The following is a 26,547-nucleotide window of genomic DNA, read 5'->3' on the forward strand; positions in this document are numbered from 1 at the left end:
CGGCCGCCGAGAGGTCGACGCCCCTCGCGGACCGTATGCACGCCCCCGACGAACAGGTGGACATGTCCGTCTCCACACCGTCGTCCTCCACACCGTCGTCCGCCGCTCCCGCGCCGCGTCACCACGGTGAGGGCGCGGCCCGCCGGACCCGGCTCTCGCCGGAGCGCGAGAGCGAGCTGTACACCGCCGTCCTCGACCTGGTGCGCGAGGTCGGGTACGAGAGCCTGACCCTGGACGCCGTCGCCGCGCGCTCCCGGTGCAGCAAGGCCACGCTGTACCGCCGCTGGCAGGGCAAGCCCCGGCTGGTGTCCGCCGCGCTGCGGCACACGAAGCCCTTCTCGCTGGCGGACCTGGACACCGGCTCGCTCCGCGGCGACGTGCACGAACTGGCCCGGCGCATCGGGGACACCAAGAAGGACATCGACCTGATGCGCGGCATCACCCACGCCGTGCACAAGGACCCCGAGCTGGCCGAGGCCATGCGCACGGCCCTGATCGAACCCGAACTGGAGGTGATGCGGGCGATGCTCGACCGGGCGGTCGCCCGCGGCGAGGTGGATCCCGGCTGTCCCGCGATCCCCTTCTTCCCGCACGCCCTGTCCGGCGCCGTCTTCGCGCGCCCGATGATCGACCAATGCCCTGCTGATGCCGCGTACCTGACGCGTTACCTGGACGCCGTGGTGCTACCCGCCCTGCTGCGGAGCTGAGCCGGACCGGTACCGCGCCGGCCGGACGGCCGCGCCGGGACCGTACGCCGGGCGGCACGCACGAGAACCACCCCCCGGGGACACCGGAAGAGGAGTACCGGGCCCCGGAAGATCCAAAGGACTCCGTATGACATCCACCCCTGTCGATGCACGCGCCGACGCCGCTCAGCCGGGGGACGCGCCGTCCACCGGGCGGGCGGCGGGGCACGCGCCCCATCGCTGGTGGGTACTGGCCGTCATCGGCCTCGCCCAGCTGATGGTGGTGCTGGATGCCACCATCGTGAACATCGCCCTGCCGTCCGCCCAGCAGGACCTGGGCTTCAACAACGACGGCCGGCAGTGGGTCGTCACCGCCTACTCCCTCGCCTTCGGCTCGCTGCTGCTGCTCGGCGGCCGCCTCGCCGACCTGTTCGGACGGAAGACGACGCTGCTGATCGGCCTGATCGGCTTCGCCGGGTCCTCCGCGCTGGCCGGCGCGGCCAACGGCTTCTCGATGCTGGTCGTCGGCCGGGCCCTGCAGGGTCTGTTCGGCGCGCTGCTCGCGCCGTCCGCGCTCTCCCTGCTGACCACCACGTTCACCGACGCCAAGGAACGCGCCAAGGCGTTCGGCATCTTCGGTGCGATCGCCGGTTCCGGCGGCGCCATCGGCCTGCTGCTCGGCGGCGTGCTCACCGAGCACCTGGACTGGCGCTGGACGCTCTACGTCAACCTGGTCATCGCCGTCGTCGCCGTCATCGGCGCACTGGTCTTCATCCGCCGTCCCGCGCCCGCCGACCGGCCCCGGCTCGACCTGTTCGGCACGCTGCTCGTGGCGGCCGGCCTCTTCGGCATCGTCTTCGGCTTCTCCAACGCCGAGACGCACGCCTGGAGCCACTGGATGTGCTGGGCCTTCCTCGCGGCCGGCGGCGTGCTGCTGCTCGCCTTCGTCCTGTGGGAGACGCGCGCCGCGCACCCGCTGCTGCCGCTGCGCGTCCTGGGTGACCGCAACCGTTCCGCGTCCTTCATATCCGTGTTCATCTCGGGCGCGGGCATGTTCGGGGTATTCCTCTTCCTGACCTACTACCTCCAGCAGACGCTCGGCTACACCCCGGTCAAGACCGGCCTCGGCTTCCTGCCCATGGTCGGCATGCTGATGGTGATGGCGCAGCTGTCCATGAACATCCTGGTGCCGAAGATCGGGCCCAAGCCGATCGTGCCGCTGGGCATGGCGTTCGCCGGTGCGGGCCTCATCTGGCTGACCCGGCTGGACGTGGACAGCACCTACGCCGCGCACGTCCTGCCGCCGCTGCTGGTGATGGGCCTCGGCCTCGGCATGGTCATGCCGCCCGCGATGAGCCTGGCCACCCTCGGGGTCGCCCCGCACGACCAGGGCGTCGCCTCCGCGACCGTCAACACCATGCAGCAGGTCGGCGGCTCGATCGGCACCGCGCTGTTCAACACCATGGCCGCCAGCGCCGCCACGGACTACATGGCGGGCCGCAGGCCGACGAAGCTGAACCAGGCCGAGGCCGCGCTGCACAGCTACGACACCGCGTACTGGTGGGCCGCCGCGTTCTTCGCCGCAGGGCTGGTCATCTCGCTGCTGCTGTACCGCAGGGGCAAGGCCGTCGCCGACCACGGACCGGCCGTACCCGTCGAGGCCGAGCACCACGGCCACGGTCACGGTCACGGCCGGCACGCCGGGGAACCGGAGGACGCCACGGCGGCCGCCGGAGCGCCGGTGGCCGGCGCCACCGCGGCGGCCGGTGCGGACACGGAGCCGACCCCGGTGACCCTCGCCACCGAGGCGCCGGCCGGGCCCGCCGTGCACGGCCGGGTGCTGGACGCGGCCGGCGCCCCCGTGCCGGACGCCGCCGTCACGCTGATCGATCCGGGCGGCCGCCAGCTCGGCCGCGCCACCGCGGGCCAGGACGGCCAGTACGCGCTGGCCACCCCGGCCACCGGCAGCTACGTACTGGTCGGCGCCGCCGCGGGACACCAGCCGTGCGTGGCCACCCTGGCCGTCGGCGCCGAGCCGGTCGCCTTCGACCTGATGCTCGCCGGCACCGGCGGTCTGGAGGGCACGGTGCGGGCCGGCAGCACGGCGGTGCCGGGCGCCCTGGTCGTCGCCACCGACGAGCGCGGCGACGTGATCGAGTCGGCCTCCTCCGGAGCGGACGGCGGCTACCGGCTGCCCTCCCTCGTGCCGGGCGTCTACACCCTGACGGCCAGCGCGGAGGGCTACCAGCCGTACGCCGGCATGGTCGAGGTCTCCGGCGGGGTGCCGACCCGCCAGGACGCCGTGCTCCAGCCGGCCGCCACGCTGCGCGGCACGGTCCACAACAGCGCCGGCACGCCCCTCGGCGAGGCCCGCGTCTCCCTGCTGGACCCCGCGGGCAACGTAGTGGCGGTCCGCACGACGGGCCCGGACGGCGCGTACGTGTTCACCGACCTCTCCGGCGGCGAGTACACGGTCGTGGCCAGCGGCTACCCACCGGTCGCCACCCCGCTCACGGTCACCGCCGAAGGCCACGACGGCTTCGACATCACCCTGGCCCACGGGGAGTGACACACCACAGGCGCTGAGGAGGGCGGTGTCCGTACGTGAGGTACGGGCACCGCCCTCTCCGCTGTCAGCGCTGGGCCGGGCGCCACATCGGCCAGAGGGTCGGGCCGTCGGCGTGGGGGCGGAGTTCGGCGGTGACGGTGAAGCCGAAGTGTGCGTAGAAGGGGATGTTCTCCGGCTTGGAGGACTCCAGGTGGACGGGGAGGCCCGCCGCGTCGGCCTGGGCGAGGCCCGAGCGGAGCAGGGCAGCGCCGTGGCCCTGGCCGCGTACCGCCGGGTCGGCGCCGATCACGGCGAGGTACCAGTGGGGCTCCTGCGGGGTGTGCGCGACGACCTGCTCCACGACGCCGCCCAGGAGCGGGGCGCGGTCGCCGAGGACGGCCGTCAGCTCGGCGACCGTCCCGGCGTCCGGCACGGCCTTGTCGCGGGACTCCGGCGGCACCCAGAACGCCGCTGCCGAATCGGTGAGTTCGCACCTGCCGTGCGGGCCGTACTGCCGGTGGAAGAGCGTGCCGAAGTAGCGCGCGAGGCGCTCGCCGCGGGTGTCGGCGTCGGGGAGCAGCCAGCTCATCAGCGGGTCGTCGGTGAAGGCCAGGGACAGCGACCGGGCGATCGGCCCGGCGTCGTCGGTGGTCGCGGCCCTTGGGGTGCAGGTGTTCGACATGTCGCACATTCTGCCCGGCCCCCATCGGACGGACGTACGGGGGGCACGGTCAACGGGTCGGCACCGCGCCTCACTTGGTGTTGTGCACCTGCCAGCTCTCGCCGTACAGCCACGTGCCCTGCGCGTCGTACACGGTGACGTCGCACGCCAGGTACTCGGGGATCAGCGTGGCGTAGTTGGCGTCGATGTCGGCGGCGACCTGGCCGGTGGCGCCCAGTTCGGCGCCGGTGACCTTGCCGTAGTGCGCCGTGACCTCGTACTCCACGATGTTGCCCGCCGCGATCTCGCGCTTCACGTTCTTCTCGGCGTAGTGCAGGTGGTTGGAGTTGCCGGTCTTCGTCAGTGGGGTGAGGTTGGTGAGGGTGTTGCCGGGGCCGCCCAGGTTCTCGTTCAGCAGGTGCCCCTGGACCATCTGGCGCGCGAACCACTGGGCCGTGGCACCGCTGCCGGTCGGCCACCAGGACGGCTTCACGCTCGGCGAGGAGCCGCGGCCGATGGACTTCGGGTGCAGCTCGGCCTTCATGCTGCTGCCGGCGCCGCCCACCAGCCTGCCGTACGAGACGCTGTGCTTGCCCGTGTAGGCGCGCTGCACCGCCCGGGACACCGTCGGCGCCGGGCCGCCGGCCGCCGGGTCCTCCTCCGTCTCCGGTTGCCGTACCGGCACCGGACCGCTCATCACGCGGGCGGCGTTGGCCTCCGCGGCCCGCTCGAACGCGTCCGAGGGGTCGGACACCTTCAGCCCCTGGCCGTTGTCGGTGCCGGCCACCGGGCCCTGCCGCTGCTGGATGACGTGCGTCAGCTCGTGCGCGAGGGTGTGCCGGTCGCCGCCGCCCTCGCCGAGCACCACATGGCTGCCGGAGGTGTACGCGCGGGCGCCGACCTCGGCCGCCGAGCGCCGCGCCGCCGCGTCGTCGTGCACCCGTACGTCACGGAAGTCCGCGCCCAGCCGGGCCTCCATCTCCGTACGCACCGGCTCGTCGAGCGGGCGCCCCGCGGAGCCGAGCACCGAGTGCACCGCGGAACGCTGCACGGCGGGACCCTCGTCGGCCGCGGGGTGCCCGCAACCGGGGCCGTGCTCGTGCCGGGCCTCCTCCACGGCGCGCGACACCGCCGCGTTCCCCGCCAGGCGCTGGAGGCGCAGCACCGCTTCCGGCCCGGAGGCCGTACCGGACGGCGTGCCGTGCGCGCTCTGCTGAGCAGCGCCGGACGGGACCGGGCGGTGCCTGTGCTCGCGATCACCCTCGGATCCCGGTTGGCGCCGTGCGTTCATGAGCTCTACCTCCGTTGCCTTGCGGCCACCCTTACGCGGCGCGGCGGGGCCGCGCCAGGATCGCCCGGGCAGGAGAGGGGGCAGCGCCCGTGCCCCCGCGGCCGCCCGGTCAGTCCGCCGCGTGGCCCGGCCGCTCCGCCGTACCGGACGCGCCCGCGGGGACGGGCTCCTCCGCGAAGTGCATCTCCGGCGGCGGGACCCGGAACAGGCGGGTCAGGTGGGCGAGGTAGCAGATGCCCACCGCGAGCCAGACCAGGCCGAGGGTGAGCGCCTTGCCGTCCAGCCGGCTGAGGAGCCAGAGGTCGACCACGGCGCCGACGGCCGGGAACGCCAGGTGGGTGACCGGGTTGAGCCGGTTCCCCGCGTGCCGCTCGCGCAGATACGTCGCGATGACGCTGACGTTGACCAGCGTGAAGGCGGTGAAGGCACCGAAGTTGATGAAGGAGGTCGAGGTGGTGACGCTCAGCCGCAGGGCGATCAGGCCGATCAGCCCGGTCAGCGCGATGTTGAAGGCGGGCGTGCGGAGCCGGGGGTGCAGATAGCCGAAGAGGCGGCGCGGCAGGACGCCGTCGCGCCCCATGGCGTACAGCAGGCGCGAGGCGCTGGCCTGCGCGGCGATGCCGGACGCGAACTGCGCGACGACCAGCCCGGCGAGGAAGAAGGAGGCGAACAGGTCGCCCGCGATGGTCTTCGCGATCTCGAAGGCGGCCGAGTCGGGGTCGGCGAACTCCGCACCGGGGTGCACCAGCTGCGTGGTGTAGGCGAGCGCGACGAAGATGCCGCCGCCGATCAGGGCGGTGAGGAGGATGGCGCGCGGAATGGTGCGCTGCGGGTCGACGGCCTCCTCGGTGAGCGTGGTGACCGCGTCGAACCCGAGGAAGGAGTACGCGGCCACGGCCGCCCCCGCGGAGATGCCGGTCACGGTGGTCGCGTCGTTGACGAACGGCGTGGCGCTGAACAGCGCGCCGGTGCCGCCCCGGTGGAAGACGTGCAGCAGGGAGAGGGCGGCGAAGAAGACGATCACCAGGACCTGGAAGGTCATCAGGAGGTCGTTGGCCCGCTCGGCGGTGCGGATGCCGCAGACGTTCAGTGTGGTGGTGAGCGCGATGAACGCGAGGATCCACACCCACGAGGGCACGGCCGGGAACTGCGCCTTGAGATAGGCCGCGCCGATCAGCCAGATGACCATCGGCAGGAAGAAGTAGTCCAGCAGGGTCGCCCAGCCGACCAGGAACCCGGCCCGTGAGTCGATGGCACGCCGTACGTAGGTGTAGGCCGAGCCGGCGACCGGGTGGCGCGCGGCCATCTTGCCGTAGCTGTGCGCCGTGAAGATCATCGCGACCATGGCGAGCAGGTAAGCGGTGGGCACGGCGCCGTGCGTCTCGCCGGCGACGACGCCGAAGGTGCCGAGCACGATCAGCGGGGCCATGTAGGCGAGGCCGAAGGCGACCACGCCCTTCAGGGACAGGGTCCGGCGGAGCGCGGGGGTCGGCTCGGTCACGGCGGGGCTCCAGGGTCGGTGCTGAGGGAGTCGGTGCTGAGGTAGGGGAGAGGCGCGGGCCCCGGGTCAGGGGCGGCCGCGGTGCGGCCCGGGGCGCCAGGTGCGCGGGTCGATCCGGCCGTCGTACAGCGGCAGTTCCACGGGCGCGTCCCGCTCGCCGAACTGCTCCCACATACGGCTGAGGCCCGCCGTCCCGTGGGTGCGGACCCGGGCCACGTCGTCCAGGTCGAGCACGTCGGTGAGGACCGTGGCGGCGGAGTCCACTGCCTCGGTGCGGACCCGGCCCTCCGGGTCGACGACGAGGCTGCGGCCGGTGCCCTCGGGGCCGGCGGTGTTCACGCTGAGTACGTACACCTGGTTCACGATGGCGTTGGCACGCGCGAGCACCAGCTCCTGCGCCCGGTCGGAGGTGGTCGTCATGACCGGGTTCACGATGACCTCGGCGCCCATCCAGGCCAGCTGCCGCGCCACCTCGGGGAACCAGGCGTCGTAGCAGATCGCGAAGCCGATCCGGCCCGCCTCGCCCAGGTCGGCGACGACGAAGCGGTCGCCGGCCGCGTACGGCTCGTACGGCCGCCAGGGGAAGACCTTGCGGTACGAGGCGGCCAGCCGGCCCTCGGGGGAGAAGGCCAGCGCGGTGTTGAACAGCTCGCCGCCGGGGCCCCGCTCGCACACCGTGCCGGGCAGCAGCCAGACGCCGAGGTCACCGGCCAGCTCGGCGAGCGCCTTGGTGCGCGCCCCGTCCAGCGGCTCGGCGGCCTCCTGGAGCCGGGCCTCGCTCTCCTCCCCGGAGCCCGCGACGCCGCACAGATGCAGCTCCGGATAGGCGACCAGCCGCGTCCGCGGGAACTTCGCCAGCAGCGCCTGGACGTCGTCGGCGAAGCCGGACAGCGGTGCCTCGGCGGGACGGGGCGGGGCCTGCGCGAGTGCGACGGGCAGCGGGCGGGACATGGACGTCACCTGCTTCGGGAGGAGCGGACGGGATGACCGGGTGGCCGCAAAAATAGAGCACATTGATCACTTAAACAAGAGTGTTCAAGATGAGCAGTTTTTTGGCTACGGTGCCTGCATGGCCGGCTCCCCCTCGAGTTCCCCTGCCCCTTCCGGTGTGCACCCGCCCGCGGCGGGCGAGCCCATATCCCCGGCACCGCACCCGCTGAACGCGCCGTCGCTGGCGGGCATCCGGCGGCTGTCCGCGCTGGACGCCGTGCGGGCCAGGATCGCCCTCGCGGTCGACCTGGGACTGCTGAGACCCGGCGAGCGGCTGCCGCCCGGCGACCGGATCGCCGAGGCCCTGGACACCTCCGAGATCACCGTCCGCCGCGCCCTCGTCGCGCTGTGCCGGGAGGGCGTACTGGAGCGCCGGCGCGGCCGGACCGGCGGCACCCTCGTGGCGGAGCACCCGCCCCGCGGCGCGGTCGACGCCGTGGCGTCCTACCGGGCCGCCGCGCCCGACGTGCACGCCCTGATCGACCACCGCCTCGTCCTCGAATGCGGCATCGCGCACCTCGCCGCCGTCCGGGAGCCCGACGAGGCGGCGGGCCGGGAGCTGGACCGCCTGGTGGCGGAGATGGAACGGGCCCAGAGCTGGGCGGAGTTCCACCGCTGGGACGAGCGCTTCCACCTCGCGGTGGCCGCGGCCACCGGCCTCCCGTCCGTCGTCGAGCCCTACGGACGGGCCCTGAAGGAGCTGTACCGCTACTACCTGCCCTATCCGCTGGCGCACCTGCGCGAGTCCAACGCGGAGCACCGGGCCCTGGCCGAGGCGGTGCGCCGGGCCGATCCGGCCGCCGCCGCCGAGGTGGCCAGACGCCACGTACAGACCCTGCACGAGAGCATGTTCATGCACTTGTTGGGGGATTCCTGACCGGGTTATGTTGCTGAAGGCAACTATTGGCCGGTGAGAGGCGAGGGAACGTGACAGCAGTCGTGCAGGGCCACTGCGCCCCCGGGTTCGAGAACGTCCGTGCCGAGTTCGCGCGCAACTTCGCCGAACGCGGGGAAGTCGGCTCCTCCCTCGCCGTGACGCTCGACGGCGAGTTCGTCGTGGACCTGTGGGGCGGCCACGCCGACGCCGGCCGCACCCGCCCCTGGGAGCGGGACAGCCTGGTCAACGTCTACTCCACCAGCAAGGGCATGACCGCGCTCTGCGCCCACCTGCTCGCCGACCGCGGCGAGCTGGACCTCGACGCACCCGTCGCCCACTACTGGCCGGAGTTCGCCCAGGCCGGCAAGGCGGACGTCCCGGTGCGCTGGCTGCTCTCGCACCGCGCGGGCCTGATCGCCCCGCGCGAGCCCCTGACACCCGCCGACGTGTACGACTGGGAGAAGACCTGCGCCGTACTGGCCGCCACCGAACCGTGGTGGAAGCCGGGCACCGCACAGGGCTACCACGCCGTCAGCTTCGGCTTCCTGGTCGGCGAGGTGGTCCGCCGGATCACCGGCAGCTCGCTCGGCACCTTCCTGCGGACCGAGATCACCGAACCGCTCGGCGCCGACCTCTACATCGGCACCCCCGAGACCGAACAGGCCCGCTGCGCCGACATGATCCCGCCCGGCAAGGACGGCACCCTGCAGACGTTGTTCCCCGGCATGCCCAAGGGCCCCTTCACGTCACTGGACGACCACCCCCTGGCCGGCGTGGCCGTGGCGATGGGCCACCTGCCGGTCGGCGACGTGAACAGCGCCGCCTGCCGCAGCGCCGAGATCCCCGCGGCCAACGGCAACGCCACCGCACACGGCCTGGCCACGGTCTACCGCGCACTGGCGGGCGGCGAACTGGTCGGCCCCGGCACGCTGGCGGCGATGCGCGCCCAGCAGAGCGAGGGCGACGAACCGGACCTGGTGCTCAGCGCGGCGGCCCCCGAACGGCTGCCGTTCGCCTGGGCGACCGGCTTCATGCTCAACTGCTACGGCTACTTCGGCCCCAACCCGGGCGCCTTCGGCCACGGCGGCGCGGGTGGCTCGCTGGCCTTCGCCGACCCGGAGAACCGCCTCTCCTACGCGTACACGATGAACGCCTTCGGCGGCAGCACGACCGGCGGCGACACCCGCAACCTCAAGCTCGTCGAGGCGGTGTACGCGGCAGCCCCGCTCGCCGAGCGGGGCTGACACCGGCTCCGGGCCGGCCGCCCCGGGCGGCCGGCCCGCTGCCTCACATCTCGTGCGCCGGGTTACCGCCCCAGCGGGAGTGCGCCGGCACCTCCTCGCCCTTCATTAGGAACGAATCCGGGCCCAGCACCACGCCGTCGCCCACGGTCACGCCGTAGTGGACGAGCGTGCCCACGCCGAGGGTGCAGCCGTTCCCCAGCGAGGTGCGGTCGGACTTGAAGCTGCCGTCCTCCTGCGAGTGGCACTGGATCACACTGCTCACGTTGAGCGTGCAGTCGTCCCCGATGGTGACGAGCGTCCGCTCCGGCATCCGCGCCCCGTCGTCGAAGAGCCGCCGCCCGAGCCGGACGCCCAGCAGCCGCCAGAACATCCCCTTGAACGGTGTGCCGTTCAGCAGCCGCAGCTCCATCGCCTGGTGCTTCCAGAAGCGCTCGTGCTGCCAGAAGTGCGGGTGGTAGATGGAGCAGAACCGCGGGCTCTGCGGCCGGAACCGGATGCTGGCACGCTCGGCGAGCGCGGTGAACCCGATCGTGAACGCGACGGTGAGGACCGTGGCGGCGGCGACCGCCAGCGCCCCGAGCGAGGCGTACAGCCCGGCGGCCGCGCCCATCAGCAGCAGGACGCCGAAGGCGTGGATCCACCGCGCGAACAGGAACGAGGCCAGCGTGACGGCGTTGTGCCGGTTCTTCGCGGCGAGCCGGCGGCGCAGCTCGTCCCCGCTGCTCAGGTGGTCGAAGGACGCGTCGCGCTCGACGGACCGCGGGATCTCGAAGCTGGGCGACCCCAGCAGCCCGACGCCCTCCCGCACCTTCCCGTCGATCGGCACCATGACCTTCGTCGCGAGCAGGCAGTTGCCGCCGGTCCTGCCCCCCGAGGGGTAGGAGACCTGGTTGCCGAGGAAGTTGTGCGGACCGATCGTCACCCGGGTGACGCGGAACGACGTGCTGGAGTAGTCCGCGTTCATCACCGACAGCCCGTCGGCGACCATCGTCCCGGTCCCGACGGTGGTGAGGTACGGGTTCTCGTGCTTGACGTCCGTGCCGAAGTTCGACCCCGTCTGCTCGACCCCCGTGAGGTCGTACCCGATGCTCCGCAGGTAGTGGACGACGAGGGAGCTGTCGCCCGCGAGCCGCATGAAGACCTTGTTGTTCGTCAGGCGCGCGATCGCCCGGTGCACCGAGTAGTGGAAGCCGTACAGCGGATAGACCCGGTCCGGCCGGAGGAAGCGGTGCAGCAGCCGGGGCACGGTGGTGATGAACAGGAACCCGAAGACCAGCGAACCGAAGAACAGCACGAACGACGCGGCCAGCGCGTCCCGGTAGAACGTCCAGCTCGTGAACGTCAGCGGCTGCGAACTCAGCAGCGAGTCCAGCTGCGGCACCTGCGCGACCAGCAGGTCCACCCCGCCGATCACCAGCGGCACGTACACCAGCAGCGCGGTCAGCAGTTGGGTCAGGCTGTAGAGCACCCGGCTCACCGGGCGGTACGGCGCGGGCCCCACCGTCCGGTAGTCCGTGTCCGCCGGCCGTGCCGGGGTGCCGTGCCACCGCTCACCCGCCGGCACCGACTGTCCGGCGTGCAGCGAGGAGGCGTGACCGAGCTGCGCCCCGTCGCCCATCGAGACGTCGATGTCCAGCACCGTCGCCTCGCTGACGTACACGTCCTTCCCGAGCGTGACGGTGCCGGTGCGGATCCACCCGGACTCGGCCCGGTAGCAGCTGAGATGGGCCTCCTTCCGGATGACCGAGTCGTCGCCGACGGTCAGCAGGTCGGTGCAGACGGGCACGTGCTTGGTGAGGACCGCGACCCGGCGTCCGATGCGCGCGCCCAGCGCCTTGAGGTAGAGCACGTACAGCGGTGAACCGGCGAACAGCACCAGCGGGTTGAGCTGGATCAGCGTCCTGACCAGCCAGAAGCGGACGTACGCCAGGCTCCAGATGCGGATCTTCCGCGGCTTCCACCGGCCGATGAGCAGCCACTTCGCCGCGATCGGCAGGAGGCACACGCCGAGGAAGACCGCGCCGCCGAACAGCACGGCGCGCACGTAGCCGTCGAGCAGGCCCGAACCGGCCGCGATCCAGTCGTAGCCGATGGCGAGGACCAGCGCGGTGACATAGGCGTAGCCCAGGAAGAGCAGCAGTTGCAGGGTTCCGCACAGGACGTACTCCGCCGTGCGCGTCCTGGCCGGCTCCAGCGGTGCCGGCGCCCCCGGCACCGGCACCGGCCGGGCGGGCGCGGGTGCGGCCGCCGAGCCGTTGCCGTGCGCCGAGCCGTTGGCCGCCGCGGTGGCGGGGGCCGGTGTGTCGAACGCCGCGGCCAGGCTGCGGATCGTGGGGTACCGGTAGATGTCCTTCATCGACACCGACGGCAGGTCGTCCCGCTTCCTGACCCGCGCGCAGAATCGCGCCATCAGCATCGAGTCGGCGTTGAGGTCGTCGAAGAAGTGACTGTCGGGCGGCACGTGGTCGACGCGCACGACGGCCGCCAGCACCTCGGCGAAGAGGTCCTCGGTGCTGCCGGGCGCCGCGGGAAGCGCCGGATCGAGTGGGACGGTTGACGGTTCCGCCAGGTCCGTCGTCGAGACCTGGACGTTCTTACCCACCACATGAACTCCTTGAGAGTAACGATCGAGCGGGCGGGCGAGTGGACGGAGTGGTGGCGTCCACTCGCCCGCGGTGGGGGGACGGCCCGCGGGGTACGGGGGCGCGGTGGGGGAGCCCCCGGGGCCGGAAGAGCGGGGAGACTGCGGCGACAGCCGGGTGTCAGGGCCGCCGGCCGGGAACGGCGGCGGTCACCGGGACTCCGCCGGGGACGTGCTCGGGTCTGGGAGCCCGTCCGGCCGGGTACACCTCCGGTGACACCTGCGGCAGTGCGCTGTGCGGCTGTGGCAGTGCGCTGTGCGTCGTCACGGCCACAGTCTTGGGATCGGCCGGGATTCAACCGATCCGCCAGGTTTCCGGAGCCACCCCGTCGGGTGGCCGGAGCGCAGGCGCCGACCGGCCGGCCGCACCCCGCCGACCGGCCGGGGCCGTCCCGCCGCATGGCGGGAACCGGCCGCGCGCACCCGGCCGCAGGCGGTGGGCGTGGTACACATCGGGCGGTGTCCCGAGGCGAGTGGAGCACGCGTGATCCGGGTACTGGTGGTCGACGACGAGGCCCTGATCCGTACGGGGTTCCAGCACATCCTCGGCGCGGCCGACGACATCGAGGTGGTGGCAGCGGTCCCCGGGGGCCAAGCGGTCCGGACCGTACGGGAGTTACGGCCGGACGTCGTGCTGCTCGACATCCGCATGCCGGACGTGGACGGGCTCACCGTCCTGGCCGACCTGCGCCGATTACCGCAGCCGCCGGTGGTCGCGATGCTCACCACGTTCGACACCGACGAGTACGTGGCCACCGCGCTGCGCTCCGGCGCCGACGGCTTCCTCCTCAAGGACACCGACCCCGAGCAACTGCCGCACCTGATACGCACCTTGGCCTCCGGCGGCGTCGTCCTGTCCGCCACGGTCACCAGGACGGTCGTCAACGGCTTCCTGGACAGCGGCCCCGACGACGCCGCCGTACGCGGCGTGGCCCGGCTGACCGGCCGCGAACGCGCCGTGCTCCGCCTCATCGCCGAAGGACTGTCCAACGCCGACATCGGGACGCGGATGCACCTGAGCACCGGCACGGTCAAGGACCACGTCAGCACGATCCTGACCAAACTGGAGGTGGGCAGCCGGGTGCAGGCCGCCCTGCTCGCCGAACGCGCGGGGCTCCTCAGGGCCCCGCGGACCGGGGAGGCCCCATGAAGACCACCCGACCGCCGGGCCTGCTCAGATCCGGCCGTCCGCTCGTCCTGCTGAAACCCCGCCGGCTGCCGGTGGTGGTGCTGGACATCGCCCTCATCGTCGCCGTCCTGCTGGACGCCTGGGCCCACTACGAGCCGGACGATCCGCTGGGCACCGGCACCTCCCTGCTCGCCGCCTTCTCCCTCGCGCTGCGCCACCGGCTGCCGCTGACCACCTTCTTCCTCACCCTGCCCGCCCTCGTGATCGCGGACGCCAAGTACGCCTCGCTGGCGGCGCTCTACACCTTCGCCTCGCTCACCCACCGCCGCGTGGTCCTGGCCCTCTGCGCCCTGCTGGTCGTGGCCGGCCACATCGTGCCCTGGCCCTATCCGGAGTACGACGACTACCAGGACACCTCGACCCTGATCCACGTCGGCTACAAGCTGGCGATGGCGGCGGCGCCCGTCTTCCTCGGCCAGCTCGTCCAGGCCCGCCGGGACCTGTCCGTACGGCTCGCCGAGATCTCCGAGGCCCGCGACCACGAACGGCTGCTGCTCGCCCAGACCGTGCTCGCGAAGGAACGAGCCCAGCTCGCCCGGGAGATGCACGACGTGGTCTCCCACCAGGTCAGCCTGATCGCCGTACGGGCCGGGGCGCTCCAGGTCGGCACCCGGGACCCGGCGGTGAAGGAGGCGGCCGCCACGATCCGGCGGCTCAGCGTGCAGACCCTGGAGGAACTGCGGCACATGGTCAGCGTGCTGCGCGCCTCCGGCAGCCGGCCCACCGAGCTGACCCCGCAGCCCTCCCTCGCCGACCTCCAGCGCCTGGTGGGCTGCAGCGGCATCGAGGCGGAGCTGAGGACCGACCTGCCCGACGGGCTGCCGCCGACCGTCCAGCGCGCCGTCTACCGCACCGTCCAGGAAGCCCTGACCAACGTGCGCAAGCACGCCCCCGGTGCCACCGCGACGGTCCGCGTGTACACCGAGGGCGGCACCCTGCACGCCGTCGTCACCAACACCGCGCCCACCCGGCCCGCGCTGCCGCTGCCCAGCGCGTCGCACGGCCTGGTCGGGCTGCGCCAGCGCGCCGAACTCCTCGGCGGCACCGTCACAGCGGGACCCACGGGCGAGGGCGGTTTCCGGCTCCACCTGGAGCTGCCGGCCGAGGGCCTTCCGGGGGCCGGCGGACAGCGCTGACCGGCCCCGTGCCGGCTACGGCCGGTCCGTGCCGGCCAGCATGGCGCGGGCCCGGCCGATCAGGGCGCGGGCCGCCGGGCTGACCGGCCCGTCGGCCCGCCAGGCGAACACCAGCCGCCCCCGCAGCACCGGCGGATCGATCCGTACCGTCCGCAGCTGCCCCGCCAGCGACTCGGCGTAGGCGCCCGGCAGGATCGCGGCGCCCAGCCCCCGGACGGCGAGCTGCGCGAGGACCTCCGGCTTGCTCGCCTCGAACGCGATCTGCGGCGTAAAACCGGCCGCCGCGCACGCCTCGTCGAGCCGGGCGCGCAGGCCCGTGCCGGGCGGCAGGCTGATCAGCGGGCGGCCGCGCAGGGTGTCGAGCGAGATGACCTCGTGGACGGCCAGTTCGTGCCGCGGGGCGACCGCCGCGACGATCGGCTGGTCGTCGACCACCTCGGCCGCCAGCCCCGCCGGGAGGGTGCTCCCCACGCTGACGATCGCCGCGTCCAGCCGCCCCGACCGCAGCCCGTCGACCAGCCGGTCGGAGTCGGCCTCGGACAGGGTGATGTCGACCGCCGGGTGCGCGTCGTGGAACTCCGCGAGCAGGCCGGGCAGATCGACGCCGTGCGAGGTCACGGTCCCCACGGCGACGTGCCCCCGCAGCAGCCCCGTCAGCTCGTCGACGGCCGACCGGGCCCCCGCCACCGCGGCGAGCGCGGCCCGCGCGTACGGCAGCACGGCCGCGCCCACCTCGGTCAGCCGCACCGCGCGCCCGGAGCGGTCCAGCAGCTCCTGGCCCAGCTCCCGCTCCAGCCGGCGGATCTGCGCGCTGACCCCGGGCTGGGCCACGTGCAGCTTCTCGGCCGCCCGGGTGAAGTTGCCCTCCTCGGCCACGGCGACGAAGTACTGCAACTGATGAAGCTCCATGGCCGGCGAGTCTACTCCGCCATAACCACTGCTTCTGATTGCCATACTCATCATCTCTTGGACTTCTGACGCGGGCCGGACGAGGCTGGAAACACCGCGGCACGAGGGCCGCGCGAACGAGAGACACCGCGGCACGACGGCCGCGCGAACCGAGAAGGGAAACCACCATGACCGAGACCCGCGAACGCGCCGCCACCCCCGAGGACCTGGCCCGGCTGTTCGTCGCCCGCGCCAACGCGCGCGACGCCGAGGGGCTGGCCGAGCTGTACGCGCCCGACGCCGTGCTCGCCTACCCGCCCGGCTCCGTGACCGTCGGCCGGGACGCGATCCGCGCGGTGTGCGAGCGGCTGGTGGCGCACGCACCGCTGCCGTTCGCCGAGGAGGAGCCGCTGCCGACGGTCCGGTACGGCGACCTCGCGCTGACCTCCACCCGGCCCGCCGACGGCACGGGCGGCCGGGTCCAGGTCGCGCGCCGCCAGCCGGACGGCACCTGGCTGCGGATCATGGACCGCCCCGAGATCCAGCCGGGGGCCGGGCGGTGACCGTCCTCATCGCCGGTGCCGGCATCGGCGGGCTGACCGCCGCACTGAGCCTGCACGCCGCCGGCATCGGCGCCACCGTGGTGGAGAGCGCCCGCGAGATCCGTCCGCTCGGTGTCGGCATCAACCTGCTGCCGCACGCCGTACGCGAACTCACCGAACTGGGCCTCGGCGACGACCTCGCGGCGCTCGGCGTGGCCACCGCCGAGAACGTCTACTACGACCGGCACGGACGGCGGATCTTCACCGAACCGCGCGGCAGGGCACAGGGCTACCGCTGGCCCCAGTACTCCGTCCACCGCGGCGAACTGCAGCTGCTGCTCCTCGCGGCCGTCCGCGCGCGGCTGGGCACGGACGCCGTGCGCACCGGCACCCGCCTGGTGGACTTCGCACAGGGCACGGACGGTGTGCGGGCACGCCTGCTCGACCGGGCGACCGGGGAGGAGCGCGGGTACGACGCCACGGCGCTCATCGGCGCCGACGGCCTGCACTCGGCTGTCCGGGCCCGGCTGCACCCGGAGGAGGGGCCGCTGCGGTGGTCGGGCATCCGGATGTGGCGCGGGGTGACGCGGGCCGAACCGTTCCTCACCGGCTGCTCGATGGTCATCGTGGCCGGCGGGGACGTGGAACTGGTCGCGTACCCGATCGGCCGGGGCCGCATCAACTGGGTCTGCCAGGTCAGGGAGGCGGGGCCGGGGCCGCTCACCGGGGACGCCGCGTGGAACAGCGCGGGCCGGCCCGCCGACGTCCTGCCGCACGTCGCCGACTGGTCGCTGGGCTGTCTCGACGTACCGGGTCTGGTGGCGGGCAGCGACGTCCTCCTGCAGTACCCGATGGTCGACCGGGACCCGCTGCCCACGTGGGGGAGCGGCCGGGTCACCCTGCTCGGCGACGCGGCGCACCCGATGTACCCGGTCGGGGCCAACGGCGCCTCCCAGGCGGTCGTGGACGCCCGCGTACTGGCCCATGAACTCGCGCGGGCCGACGGCGTACCGGACGGACTCGCCCGCTACGAGGCCGCGCGCCGCGCCGCGACGGCTGCCGTGGTGGACGCGAACCGGGAGATGCACCGGGCCGGCGGCCGCACGCCCGGGGACCTGGCCCGCATCACCGCAGCCTACCGGCACGCCACCGGCAGCGACGTGGCCGCGCTCAACTCCCGGGCGTCACTGAGCCTTCGCTGAGCCCGGCGGCGCGGCGGGCCTGCGGCTCAGCGGCCCTGCGGCTCGGCGGTGCGGCGGCCCTGCGGCTGCCGTACGGCAGGCTGTCGTACGGCTCCGGGCGGGCTGCCGCCGTCACGTCGTGCGGAAGGACCGGGCCGCCTGTTCCACGCGCAGCCGCTCCAGGGTCTCGACCTGGCCGTCGGCGCGCTCCAGGAGGCCGTCGAGCCGGGCGGCGTCCAGGCGGCCGTCGGTCTCCGCCAGCTCGCGCAGCGTCCGCCAGCCCGCCGCCTTGCCCGCCACGCCGAGCCGCAGCACCTCCAGCTCCAGCAGCGGGCTGAGCGGCGAGCGGGACAGCAGCCGGCGGTTGCTCTTGAGCCGGCCGATCTTCTCGGCGGCCCAGCCCGCGCCGGCCTTGTAGCCGCGGGCCCGGATGCCGAGCTCCCGCATGATGCGCAGCAGCGCCGCCCGGTCCGCCGTGATCTCGGCGGCCAGCGCTCTGAGCGTCTCGCCGGTCGCGGCGTCCACGGGGCTCCTGGCCAGCCGGCGGGCCAGCTCGGTGCCGAACGTCGCCCCGGCCAGATGGTCGTTCAGGTACACGCCGAGCAGGGCGAGCCGGTCGCCCTGCGGGCCGCGCTGAACGGAACGGGTCAGGGTGGGCTTCGTCATGCGGCGACGGGTACCCCCGCGCACCGCGCATATCCTCGGTACCGGCGCCGGAAGCCCCCTTCGGCCGACGGGGTCACCCGTACGCAGGCGTTCCGGCGCGCCGCCCGCCACTGCTCCCGCACCCGAAACGGCAACGTCATGGCTGCTCTCACCGACCAGGACTTCCCGGACCACGTCGCAGGGCGGCTCGCCGCGCTGCCGGGTGTGCGGGCCGTCACCCTCGGCGGCTCCCGCGCCCAGGGCACCCACACCGCCGACAGCGACTGGGACTTCGCGCTCTACTACCGCGGCACGTTCGACCCCGCTGACCTGCGTGCCGTCGGCTGGGCGGGCGAGGTCTCCGGGATCGGCGACTGGGGCGGCGGCGTCTTCAACGGCGGCGCGTGGCTCACCGTCGACGGCCGGCGCGCCGACGTCCACTACCGCGACCTCGACGTCGTCGAGCACGAACTCGCCGAGGCGGCGGCGGGCCGCTTCCGCTGGGAGCCGCTGATGTTCCACCTGGCGGGCATCCCCAGCTACCTCGTGGTCGCCGAACTCGCCGTCAACCAAGTGCTGCGCGGCGAGCTGCCGCGCCCCGCCTTCCCCGAAGCACTGCGCGCCGCGGCCCCTCCGGTGTGGCGCGGCCGGGCGGACCTGACGCTCCGGTACGCCCACGGCGCGTACGCCGCACGGGGCCGGGCCACCGAGGTCGCCGGGGCCCTCGCCACGGCCGGCATGGAGACCGCGCACGCGGTCCTCGCGGCACGCGGCGAGTGGACCACCAACGAGAAGCGGCTCCTGGAGCGGGCGGGGCTGCGCGGCCTCGACACGATCCTCGCCGGCCTGCGCCCGGACCCCGACGTCCTCACGCGCGCCCTCACCGAGGCGGAGGAGCTGTTCGGCGCCGCGGTCTGAAGGGCGTCAGCCGGCCGGGCCGTCCGCAAGGTGGGCGCCGAGTCGGTCCACGAAGGCGCGCTGGGCCGTGATCAGTACCTCGACGGCCCGGTCGGGAGTGTGCCAGGCCACCCGGTCGATCTCGGGGAACGTGCGCAGGGTGCCGGAGCCCCTGGGCCACTCCGTCTCGAAGGTCCCCGGCACGATCGACGCGGGGTCGAGGTCGCCCTCGACGGCCCAGGCGGTGACGGTCTTGCCGCCCGACTGGCGGACCTCGCCCAGCGGCACGTACGGGCCCTCAGGGGGCGGCAGGCCCAGCTCCTCCCGGAACTCCCGCCGCGCCGCCGCGAGCGGCTCCTCCGGCGGCACGTACTCGCCCTTGGGCAGCGTCCACGCCCCGGCCGTACGGCGGGCCCACAGCGGCCCGCCCATGTGGGCCAGCAGCAGCTCCACACCGGTGCCCGTCCGCCGGTACAGCAGGAGTCCGGCGCTCCGCCTGCCGGTCATGCGTCCGCCGCGCCGTGGGCTTCCAGGACGGTCTTCACGGTGTCGGCCTCCTCGGGTCGCTTGTCCTCGCGGTACCGCACCACGCGGGCGAACCGCAGGGTGACGCCGGCCGGGTAGCGGGAGGAGGTCTGGAGGCCGTCGTAGGCGATCTCCACGACCAGCTCGGGGCGGACGGTCACCACGTACCCGCTCTCGTCCACCGCGAGTTCCCGCAGCCGGTCGGTCTGCCAGGCCAGTGTGGCATCGGTGAGGCCCTTGAAGGTCTTGCCGAGCATGACGAACGTGCCGTCCTCGGCGCGGGCCCCGAGGTGCAGGTTGGACAGCTTCCCGGCGCGGCGGCCGTGGCCCCACTCGGCGGCGAGCACGACGAGGTCGAGGGTGTGCACCGGCTTGACCTTCAGCCACGAGGCACCGCGGCGGCCCGCACTGTAGGGCGCGGCGAGCGCCTTCACCACGACGCCCTCGTGGCCGCGGCGCAGGGTCGCGGCCCAGAAGTCCTCCACCGCCTCCAGGGCCGCCGCGTCACCGGGATCCGGGACCACGACGCGGCGGACCCGCATGGCCTCGGGCACGAGCCGGGCCAGCTCCGCGTGGCGCTCCTCGAAGGGCAGGTCCATCAGGTCCCGGCCGTCGGCGGCGAGGACGTCGAAGAAGACGGGGGAGAGCGGCAGCGCGGCCTGCGCGGCGGCCACGTCCACCCGGGAGCCGAAGCGCCCGGCGGTGCGCTGGAACGGCAGCGGGCGGCCGTCGGCGCCCAGCGCGATCACCTCGCCGTCCAGCACGAACCGGTCGGCCGGCAGGGCGAGCGCGGCCTCGACCACCTCGGGGAGCCGGTCGGTGACGTCGTCCAGGGTGCGGGTGTGGACACGGACGTCGCCGCCGTCGCGGTGCACCTGTACGCGGATGCCGTCGAGCTTCTCCTCCACGGCGCAGGGGCCCAGCTTGGCGACGGCCTCGGCCGGGGACTTCGCGCTGTGCGCGAGCATCGGGCCGACGGGCCGCCCGACGGTGAGCCGGAATCCGGCCAATGCGGACGGCCCTTCGGTGAGCAGCGCGCGGGCCACGTCCTGGAGCCCGCCGAGCATCACGGCCCGCCGGACGCCGGCGGCGGGCGCGCCGGTGGCGGCCGCGAGCCCTTCGACGGCGAGCGCGTCCAGCGCGCCCTGGCGCACCTCGCCGGTCAGCAGGCCGGTGAGGAAGCGCTGTTCCGGCGCGGTGGCGGCGGCGAGCAGTTCCTGTACGAGCCGCCGGCGCTCGGCCTGCGCGCCGGCCCCGGCGACCTCGGACAGCGCGGTGAGTGCCGCGTCCACGCCGCGCACGGTGAGGGTCGCGTCGGCCGCCGGGGGAGCGGGGTCGCGCAGCGCGTTCCAGCCGACGCCGATCCGTCCCTGGGGCAGCCGCCCGGCAAGGTAGGGGATGACGACCGGTACGTCCTCGGGCGCGGCCTCCCGGAACAGCTCGGCCAGCAGCGCGACCTTCTTGGAGCGCGCCGTGGTCGAGGCGACTTCCTGGGACACGCGGGCAAGGTGGGCCAGCAGCATACGGACATCGTGCCCCGCACGGTCCGGCGGCGCCTCCGCGGGCGCGCGGAGGGGAGCCGTGCGCCGGGGCGCGATCAGGCCAAAAGGTGGCGCGCCCGGCTGCCTTCACCCTCCCCGGTCATTGCCTTTCGTTGACAATCACTTGGTGATTCTTTTACCTTCGAGCGGTGCGGTAAAAGCGCACGTCAGAAGCAGCATGTCCAGCTCAACTCCACCTCTCGGAGGCCCGCATGGAACAGCTCATCAAGAAGATGGCCCAGGACGACGTCTGGCAGGGCTGGGTCGCCGCCAACTCCGCGCAGAAGGCGGACAAGGACGGCTGCATCAGCGCCTCGCCGAAGTCCGGCTGCATCAGCGCGACGAAGACCGGCTGCATCTCCTGACCCGCCGCCGGGCCGGCCGGGTCCGTCCGGCGGCGGCACACCCCCGTCGCCGGACGGTCCCGGCCCCGGCCCACGAGCACTGTTGAGGTTTCCCGTGAAGGTTTCCCCGGACGGTCAGCCGACGGCCGAGGTCATCGCGCGCGTCAAGGACATCCCGCTGTACCGCGACGCGCTGGCGCGCGGCCACTTCCCCGTACTGGAGAAGGCCGAGATCGCGCGCGGCTTCCCCGACAACTGGATGACACCGGCGCTCGCGGCGGCCCTGGAGTCCGGCGAGGCGGAGTTCGTGCTCTCCACGGGCACCAACCACGCCCGGATGCAGCTGATCCGGCCGCCCTACTTCCTCCTCACCTCCTACTACCGGCTGTGGAGCGAGCACCCGGACATCAAGGAGACCTGGGAGGCGGGCTGCCGGCGGGTGTCCCTGACGACCGTGCTCGCCACCGAGCACGTCGCCCGGGTGAACGCCCGCAAGCGCGGCGAGGACCCGCCCGCCGTGCCGGGCCCCGAGGACCGCCGGCTCGACGACCGCACCTTCTACCTCAACACCCGCCTGGACCCGGCCCTCTGGGAGCGCGCCGACGTCGAGCGGATGCTCGCCGAGATGGCGGAGGCCCGGCAGGCGCACCCGCTCGGCCGGTACCACCTCGACTGCTCCGGCTACCACTTGGCGCACCTGCTGCGGAAGATCGGCGAGTGGCACCTCTGGGACGCCTTCGCGCCGCCCGCGAGCATCGTGCACGCCTACGAGTACACGCCGGTCAACGTCCGCCGGTACCTCCAGCAGCACTTCGCGTGCCCGATCATCGACCTCTTCGGCAGCACGGAGCTGGGCTACCTCTTCTACAGCGACCGGCGCGGCCGCTACCACCCCTTCCTCGACGACATGAGCGTCGAGCTGGTGCCGGACGCCGGGGACGACGGGCTCTTCCACCTCATCGTCACCAGCGTCCGCAACCCCCACATGCCGCTGGTCCGGTACCGCTCCGGCGACTGCGCCCGCACCCTGGACGGCACCCCGGACCCCACGAAGATCACGCAGTTCTGCGGCCGCGAGAAGGAGCTGCTGGAAGCGCCCGCCGGACCGGTCGCGCAAGGCGACCTGGACGCCCTCGTCGGCTCCGTCTCGCCCCGCGTCTTCGTGCACCAGCTGCGGGTCCTCAGCCGCGCCGAGGCCGTGCTCGCGTACACCACCTTCGACGGCAAGCCCCTGGAGGCCGCGCAGGCGGCAGCCCTCGGCCGCGGCGTGCGCGAGCTCACCGGCCGCCGCTGCGCCGTCGACCACCGCGCACACATCGCCATCGGGAAGTCGGGCAAGTACGCCTGGCTCGACCGGCAGGACAACGCCGGCCGGCAGGAAGAGCCCGGCCGGCAGGACGAGGGAGCCGCAGCATGACCACCAAGACCCTGGTGACCGAGGACGACCTCAAGGCGCTGCTCGGCCCCGCCCTGCACGCGGAGCTGGTCGGGCACTTCGCGGCCGGCAGCGAGGCCCCCCGCGCGTACACCGAGCGGCAGGCCCTGGAATGCCTGCGCTACCTCTACCTGATCTCGAAGTACCCCGAAGAGCTCAGCGGCCTGTTCCTCCCCGTCGAGCAGGAGATCGACGAGTTCTGGCACTACCTCATCCTGCAGACGCGCGAGTACCGCTACCTCTGCGAGGAGCGCCTGCCGGGCAGGTTCTTCATCGAGCACCGCAGCATCCCGTACGAGGAGTACCAGCGGGAGCCCGGCCGCGAGCAGGCCGCCGAAGAGGCGCTGCGCTGGATACCGCTGTACTGCCGCGAGTTCGGCCCCTTCGACGAGGGCGCGCTGCCGCACTGGACCATCGTCCGCTTCCTGCACGAGCAGCTGGACATGCCGCTGCGGGAGATCTCCGCACTGGAGCCGGCGCGGCAGGACGGCCCATGACCTGCCGGACCGGAGCGGTGCCGGCCGCCCACGACCCGCCGCTGCATCCGGTCCCGGCCGCCACCGCCGCGTCCGTGCCCGCCGCGCAGCGGCGCATCCTGACCGTCCTGGTGCTCTCCCAGGTGCTCAGCGGCGCGGGCCTGGCCGCGGGCATCACCGTCGGCGCGCTGCTCGCCGAGGAGATGCTCGGCACGGGGCTCGCCGGACTGCCCAGCGCGCTCTTCACGGCCGGCTCGGCGCTGGGTGCTGTCGCCATCGGCCGGCTGTCCCAGCGCTGGGGCCGCCGTCCCGGCCTGGCCCTGGGATACGCCGGCGGAGCGCTGGGCAGCCTCGGCGTCGTCGCGGCCGCCGCGGCGGGCAGCGCGCCCCTGCTCTTCGTCTCGCTCACCGTCTACGGAGCGGGCACGGCCACCAACCTGATGGCCCGCTACGCGGGCGCGGACCTGGCGGCTCCGGAGCGGCGCGGCCGGGCGGTGAGCACGGTGCTGATGGCCACCACGCTCGGTGCGGTGGCCGGCCCGCTGCTGGTCAGCGCCACGGGCGAGGCCGCGCACGCCTGGGGCCTGCCGCGCCTCGCGGGCCCGTTCGCGCTGGCCGCCGTCGCGTTCGCGGCCGCCGCGCTCCTGCTCTCCACCCTGCTGCGCCCCGACCCCCTGCGCCTGGCACGCACCCTGGCGGCCGACGGGGCGGCGGCCACGCCCCGGGGCGGCGAAGCCCGTACGAGGGAGGCCGAGGGGAAGGCGGGGCAGGACTCGGAGAAGACGGTGCGGGACTCCGGCGAGGCCCCGGCCGGCGCGGGGGACCGGCCGGACCGGCGGGGGCTGCTCACCGGTACGTCCGTCATGGTGCTGGGCCAGCTCGTGATGATCGCGATCATGACCATGACGCCGGTCCACATGCGCGCGCACGGCCACGACACGGGGGACGCCGGGCTGGTCATAGCCCTCCACGTCGGCGCCATGTTCCTGCCGTCGCCGCTGACCGGGCAGCTCGTCGACCGGGTGGGCCGGCTGCCGGTGGCCGCCGCCTCCGGCGTGACGCTGTGTGCCGCCGGTGCCGTCGCCGCCCTGGCGCCGGTCGACTCCGTGCCCGCCCTCGCCGCCGCGCTGGTCCTGCTGGGCCTCGGCTGGAACTTCGGGCTGATCAGCGGCACCGCCCTGGTCACCGACGCGCTCCCGGCGGCCGTCCGGGCCCGGCAGCAGGGCGTCCTCGACGTGGGCATCGCGCTGGCCGGGGCCACCGGCGGACTGTCCTCGGGGCTGGTCGTGACGGCGGGCGGTTTCCCGGTACTGGCCCTCGTCGGCGGGGTACTCGCGCTGGCGATCCTCCCCGCCCTGGCGCTGACCGCACGACGTACGGGACGCGCCGCATGACCCGCCACCCGACCCGGAGACCACGACCGCCACCCGTACCCCCGTGACCGCCGGTGACGCCGCCGACCAGCACGGACGCACCGCCGCACCACGGACGACCACCCGTGCACGTCCGAACGCCCTTCGCTCCCGCCACACCCGTGGCACCCACCCTCACCAACAGGAGACGCCTCCCGTGGACACCTTCATCGAGCAGGCCCGGAAGCTGAACGCCCGCATCGCCGAGCACCCCGAGGAACGGGAGCTCTTCGGGCGCCTCGCCGAGGGCCAGGCGCCGCTCGCCCTGTTCATCACCTGTTCCGACTCCCGTGTCATCCCGTCCCTCATCACCGGCGCGCGGCCCGGCGAGCTCTTCGAGCTGCGCACCGCGGGCAACGCCGTCCCCGCCTACCACGAGGGCATGGCCTGCTCGGAGGCCGCGACCATCGAGTACGCGATGCGCGTGCTGAAGGTGTCCGACATCGTGGTGTGCGGGCACTCCCACTGCGGCGCGGTGGGCGCGCGGGCACGCGCCGAGAACCTGGACGGCGCGCCCGCGGTGCGGGACTGGCTCGCCCGCGAGTTCTCCGCCGAGCTGCCCCAGGACGACAGCCTGGCGGTCGCCGGTGCCGTCCAGCGGCATGTGCGGGAGCAGGTGGACCGGCTGCGCGGGTACCCCTGCGTCCGTGAGCGCCTGGACGCGGGCGAGGTGACGCTGCACGGCTGGTTCTACGAGGTGCACACCGGCCTGGTCCTGACGCACGACCGGGAGCTGGACGCCTTCGTCCCGGTCTGACGGGCTGCTCCGGCCCCCCGGGCCGGTCCGTCCGCGCGCGGCGGGGTCCCGGTTGCCGCACCGACCGGGACCCCGCCCTGCGCCGGGCCACGGCCGGCCGGCCGCGCCCCGGCGGCGGTACGGTCCCGGGCCGGAGCGGGTCCCGGGCCGGGCTCAGCCGCGGCCCGGGCCCGGGCATCCTGTGCCGGTCTCATGGGCGGGGACGTCAGCCGCGCCCGCGGTCGGCGGGCTCACGGCTGCCGCTCTTGGCCAGGCCCCGGCTGATCAGGTAGCCGATGCTCAGCAGCGTGACGTACAGCCAGGCCCGCCCGGCGGGGAAGGGATCCGCGCCGGTGTCGCTGCCCACCACCGCCGAGGCGATGAGGACGGCCACCACCGAGGCCACGTACACGAAGAACTCGGTGGTCTTGAAGGACGGTTTGGTCTCGGTGCTGGTGGGTCGTGCGGCGGTGTAGGTGCTCCCCGGCATGCCGGATTCGGAGTACCCGGGGGACGATGCTGCGGTCATGGTCCCTGCCCTTTCCCGTGGATCACCCGGCGGGCGCCGGGTGCGGAGCACGCGTACCCGGCCGCCGGGCACGAGAACGCCGTACGGGCGGCCGCCCGCCGGCACCGGGCGGCTGTCGGCCAGTGACCGCCCCGCCGCAGGATGCCCGGTGTGACAGGACGGACCGCTGTGCGCCGCGCACGGGACGCGAGGAGCGCCGGGGACGGACGGGCCCGGCGCAGGGGCCGCATTCCGGCCGGATCACTCGTGCGGCTCCGTCCCGGCGGGGGACTTGCGGAGCCCGGCGGGGACCGAGGCGTGGAGGGCGCGCAGGGCGAGCAGGAGGACGCCGATGTCATCGAGGTACACCGGGTCGGGGAGCAGGTCGACGGGGGAGAGGACGTAGAGGAGCGCGCCCCAGAAGGCGAACTCGTTCACCGGGAGGCCGGCGGCCTTGATGCGGCGGCGGACGGCCACGGTGCGCACGAGGAGCACGACTGCCGCCACCAGTGTCAGCAGGAGCAGGACTCCGGCCACGATCACGACGACCCAGAGCGTGTCACTCATCGCTTCCCCCTCGGCGGGTTTCACCCGTCCGGGTGTCGGACGGGCCTGCTGCCGACGGTACCGGTGGCAACGACATTTCCGACATG

25 protein-coding genes are annotated in these 26,547 nt (G+C 73.8%); 14 read left to right on the forward strand and 11 right to left on the reverse strand.

What is annotated here, in order from left to right:
- The first annotated feature begins 62 nt into the window (after positions 1-62).
- Both C3486_RS21630 and C3486_RS21635 read left to right on the forward strand, forming a co-directional pair.
- Positions 63-707, forward strand: a complete 645-nt coding sequence (locus C3486_RS21630; protein WP_103834444.1) for a TetR/AcrR family transcriptional regulator — start codon at positions 63-65, stop codon at positions 705-707.
- Between the two features lie 127 nt (positions 708-834).
- Positions 835-3,255 carry an MFS transporter gene (locus C3486_RS21635; RefSeq protein WP_103834402.1) on the forward strand — a complete coding sequence of 807 codons (2,421 nt, stop codon included), beginning with the start codon at positions 835-837 and terminating at the stop codon, positions 3,253-3,255.
- Positions 3,256-3,319: 64 nt separating this feature from the next.
- Here C3486_RS21635 and C3486_RS21640 read toward each other — a convergent pair whose 3' ends face one another.
- The 4 genes from C3486_RS21640 to C3486_RS21655 form a co-directional block, all read right to left on the reverse strand.
- On the reverse strand, positions 3,320-3,916 hold the full coding sequence (locus C3486_RS21640; RefSeq protein ID WP_103834403.1) for a GNAT family N-acetyltransferase: 597 nt from the start codon (positions 3,914-3,916) through the stop codon (positions 3,320-3,322).
- A 70-nt stretch (positions 3,917-3,986) separates the two neighbouring features.
- Positions 3,987-5,186 (reverse strand): DUF4157 domain-containing protein, encoded by a 1,200-nt coding sequence (locus tag C3486_RS21645; protein WP_103834404.1) that lies wholly within the window; start codon positions 5,184-5,186, stop codon positions 3,987-3,989.
- Positions 5,187-5,295: 109 nt separating this feature from the next.
- Positions 5,296-6,687 carry an APC family permease gene (locus C3486_RS21650; protein WP_258052921.1) on the reverse strand — a complete coding sequence of 464 codons (1,392 nt, stop codon included), beginning with the start codon at positions 6,685-6,687 and terminating at the stop codon, positions 5,296-5,298.
- A gap of 66 nt (positions 6,688-6,753) precedes the next feature.
- Positions 6,754-7,638, reverse strand: a complete 885-nt coding sequence (locus C3486_RS21655; RefSeq protein ID WP_103834405.1) for a carbon-nitrogen hydrolase family protein — start codon at positions 7,636-7,638, stop codon at positions 6,754-6,756.
- 118 nt (positions 7,639-7,756) lie between these two features.
- Between C3486_RS21655 and C3486_RS21660 the strand changes: the two genes are divergently transcribed.
- Together C3486_RS21660 and C3486_RS21665 are read left to right on the forward strand one after the other, a co-directional pair.
- Positions 7,757-8,554: a FadR/GntR family transcriptional regulator gene (locus tag C3486_RS21660; RefSeq protein ID WP_103834406.1), complete on the forward strand. Its 798-nt coding sequence runs from the start codon at positions 7,757-7,759 to the stop codon at positions 8,552-8,554.
- 50 nt (positions 8,555-8,604) lie between these two features.
- A complete protein-coding gene (locus C3486_RS21665) occupies positions 8,605-9,798 on the forward strand; it encodes a serine hydrolase domain-containing protein (protein WP_103834407.1) in 1,194 nt (397 codons plus the stop codon).
- Between the two features lie 43 nt (positions 9,799-9,841).
- Here the strand turns inward: C3486_RS21665 and C3486_RS21670 are convergent, their stop codons facing one another.
- A complete protein-coding gene (locus C3486_RS21670) occupies positions 9,842-12,403 on the reverse strand; it encodes a Pls/PosA family non-ribosomal peptide synthetase (protein ID WP_103834408.1) in 2,562 nt (853 codons plus the stop codon).
- A 520-nt stretch (positions 12,404-12,923) separates the two neighbouring features.
- Here C3486_RS21670 and C3486_RS21675 point away from each other — a divergent pair.
- Positions 12,924-13,589 (forward strand): response regulator transcription factor, encoded by a 666-nt coding sequence (locus C3486_RS21675; protein ID WP_103834409.1) that lies wholly within the window; start codon positions 12,924-12,926, stop codon positions 13,587-13,589.
- Positions 13,590-13,639: 50 nt separating this feature from the next.
- Positions 13,640-14,764 (forward strand): sensor histidine kinase, encoded by a 1,125-nt coding sequence (locus C3486_RS21680; RefSeq protein WP_103834446.1) that lies wholly within the window; start codon positions 13,640-13,642, stop codon positions 14,762-14,764.
- A gap of 15 nt (positions 14,765-14,779) precedes the next feature.
- Here C3486_RS21680 and C3486_RS21685 read toward each other — a convergent pair whose 3' ends face one another.
- On the reverse strand, positions 14,780-15,673 hold the full coding sequence (locus tag C3486_RS21685; protein ID WP_103834410.1) for a LysR family transcriptional regulator: 894 nt from the start codon (positions 15,671-15,673) through the stop codon (positions 14,780-14,782).
- A 167-nt stretch (positions 15,674-15,840) separates the two neighbouring features.
- Between C3486_RS21685 and C3486_RS21690 the strand changes: the two genes are divergently transcribed.
- Together C3486_RS21690 and C3486_RS21695 are read left to right on the forward strand one after the other, a co-directional pair.
- Positions 15,841-16,215 carry a nuclear transport factor 2 family protein gene (locus tag C3486_RS21690; RefSeq protein WP_103834411.1) on the forward strand — a complete coding sequence of 125 codons (375 nt, stop codon included), beginning with the start codon at positions 15,841-15,843 and terminating at the stop codon, positions 16,213-16,215.
- Positions 16,212-17,396, forward strand: coding sequence for a flavin-dependent oxidoreductase (locus C3486_RS21695; protein ID WP_103834412.1), 1,185 nt, complete (start codon positions 16,212-16,214; stop codon positions 17,394-17,396). The genes C3486_RS21690 and C3486_RS21695 overlap by 4 nt, the downstream gene beginning before the upstream one ends.
- Before the next feature lie 111 nt (positions 17,397-17,507).
- On the opposite strand, the gene C3486_RS21700 is transcribed toward C3486_RS21695, so the two are convergent.
- On the reverse strand, positions 17,508-18,041 hold the full coding sequence (locus C3486_RS21700) for a hypothetical protein (protein WP_103834413.1): 534 nt from the start codon (positions 18,039-18,041) through the stop codon (positions 17,508-17,510).
- 138 nt (positions 18,042-18,179) lie between these two features.
- Here C3486_RS21700 and C3486_RS21705 point away from each other — a divergent pair, with 138 nt between their 5' ends.
- Positions 18,180-18,938, forward strand: coding sequence for a nucleotidyltransferase domain-containing protein (locus tag C3486_RS21705; RefSeq protein ID WP_103834414.1), 759 nt, complete (start codon positions 18,180-18,182; stop codon positions 18,936-18,938).
- Between the two features lie 6 nt (positions 18,939-18,944).
- On the opposite strand, the gene C3486_RS21710 is transcribed toward C3486_RS21705, so the two are convergent.
- A complete protein-coding gene (locus tag C3486_RS21710) occupies positions 18,945-19,424 on the reverse strand; it encodes an NUDIX domain-containing protein (RefSeq protein WP_103834415.1) in 480 nt (159 codons plus the stop codon).
- Positions 19,421-20,965: an ATP-dependent DNA ligase gene (locus C3486_RS21715; RefSeq protein WP_103834416.1), complete on the reverse strand. Its 1,545-nt coding sequence runs from the start codon at positions 20,963-20,965 to the stop codon at positions 19,421-19,423. Before C3486_RS21715 ends, C3486_RS21710 begins: the two co-directional genes overlap by 4 nt.
- Positions 20,966-21,195: 230 nt before the next feature.
- Between C3486_RS21715 and C3486_RS37395 the strand changes: the two genes are divergently transcribed.
- From C3486_RS37395 to C3486_RS21735, 5 genes are all read left to right on the forward strand, one after another.
- Complete coding sequence (locus C3486_RS37395) at positions 21,196-21,348, forward strand: hypothetical protein (RefSeq protein ID WP_181138642.1); 153 nt, start codon at positions 21,196-21,198, stop codon at positions 21,346-21,348.
- A 94-nt stretch (positions 21,349-21,442) separates the two neighbouring features.
- Positions 21,443-22,744, forward strand: a complete 1,302-nt coding sequence (locus C3486_RS21720; RefSeq protein WP_103834417.1) for a hypothetical protein — start codon at positions 21,443-21,445, stop codon at positions 22,742-22,744.
- A complete protein-coding gene (locus C3486_RS21725; RefSeq protein WP_103834418.1) occupies positions 22,741-23,259 on the forward strand; it encodes a hypothetical protein in 519 nt (172 codons plus the stop codon). The genes C3486_RS21720 and C3486_RS21725 overlap by 4 nt, the downstream gene beginning before the upstream one ends.
- Positions 23,256-24,632 (forward strand): MFS transporter, encoded by a 1,377-nt coding sequence (locus tag C3486_RS21730; protein ID WP_103834419.1) that lies wholly within the window; start codon positions 23,256-23,258, stop codon positions 24,630-24,632. Before C3486_RS21725 ends, C3486_RS21730 begins: the two co-directional genes overlap by 4 nt.
- A 175-nt stretch (positions 24,633-24,807) precedes the next feature.
- Positions 24,808-25,407, forward strand: a complete 600-nt coding sequence (locus tag C3486_RS21735) for a carbonic anhydrase (protein ID WP_103834420.1) — start codon at positions 24,808-24,810, stop codon at positions 25,405-25,407.
- Between the two features lie 205 nt (positions 25,408-25,612).
- Here the strand turns inward: C3486_RS21735 and C3486_RS21740 are convergent, their stop codons facing one another.
- Both C3486_RS21740 and C3486_RS21745 read right to left on the reverse strand, forming a co-directional pair.
- Complete coding sequence (locus tag C3486_RS21740; protein WP_103834421.1) at positions 25,613-25,915, reverse strand: hypothetical protein; 303 nt, start codon at positions 25,913-25,915, stop codon at positions 25,613-25,615.
- A 240-nt stretch (positions 25,916-26,155) separates the two neighbouring features.
- Entirely contained in the window at positions 26,156-26,461 is a 306-nt protein-coding gene (locus C3486_RS21745; protein WP_103834422.1) for a DUF1232 domain-containing protein, read from the reverse strand.
- Positions 26,462-26,547 lie beyond the last annotated feature (86 nt).

Source organism: Streptomyces sp. Ru73, assembly GCF_002920575.1.
Taxonomy (GTDB): Bacteria; Actinomycetota; Actinomycetes; order Streptomycetales; family Streptomycetaceae; genus Streptomyces.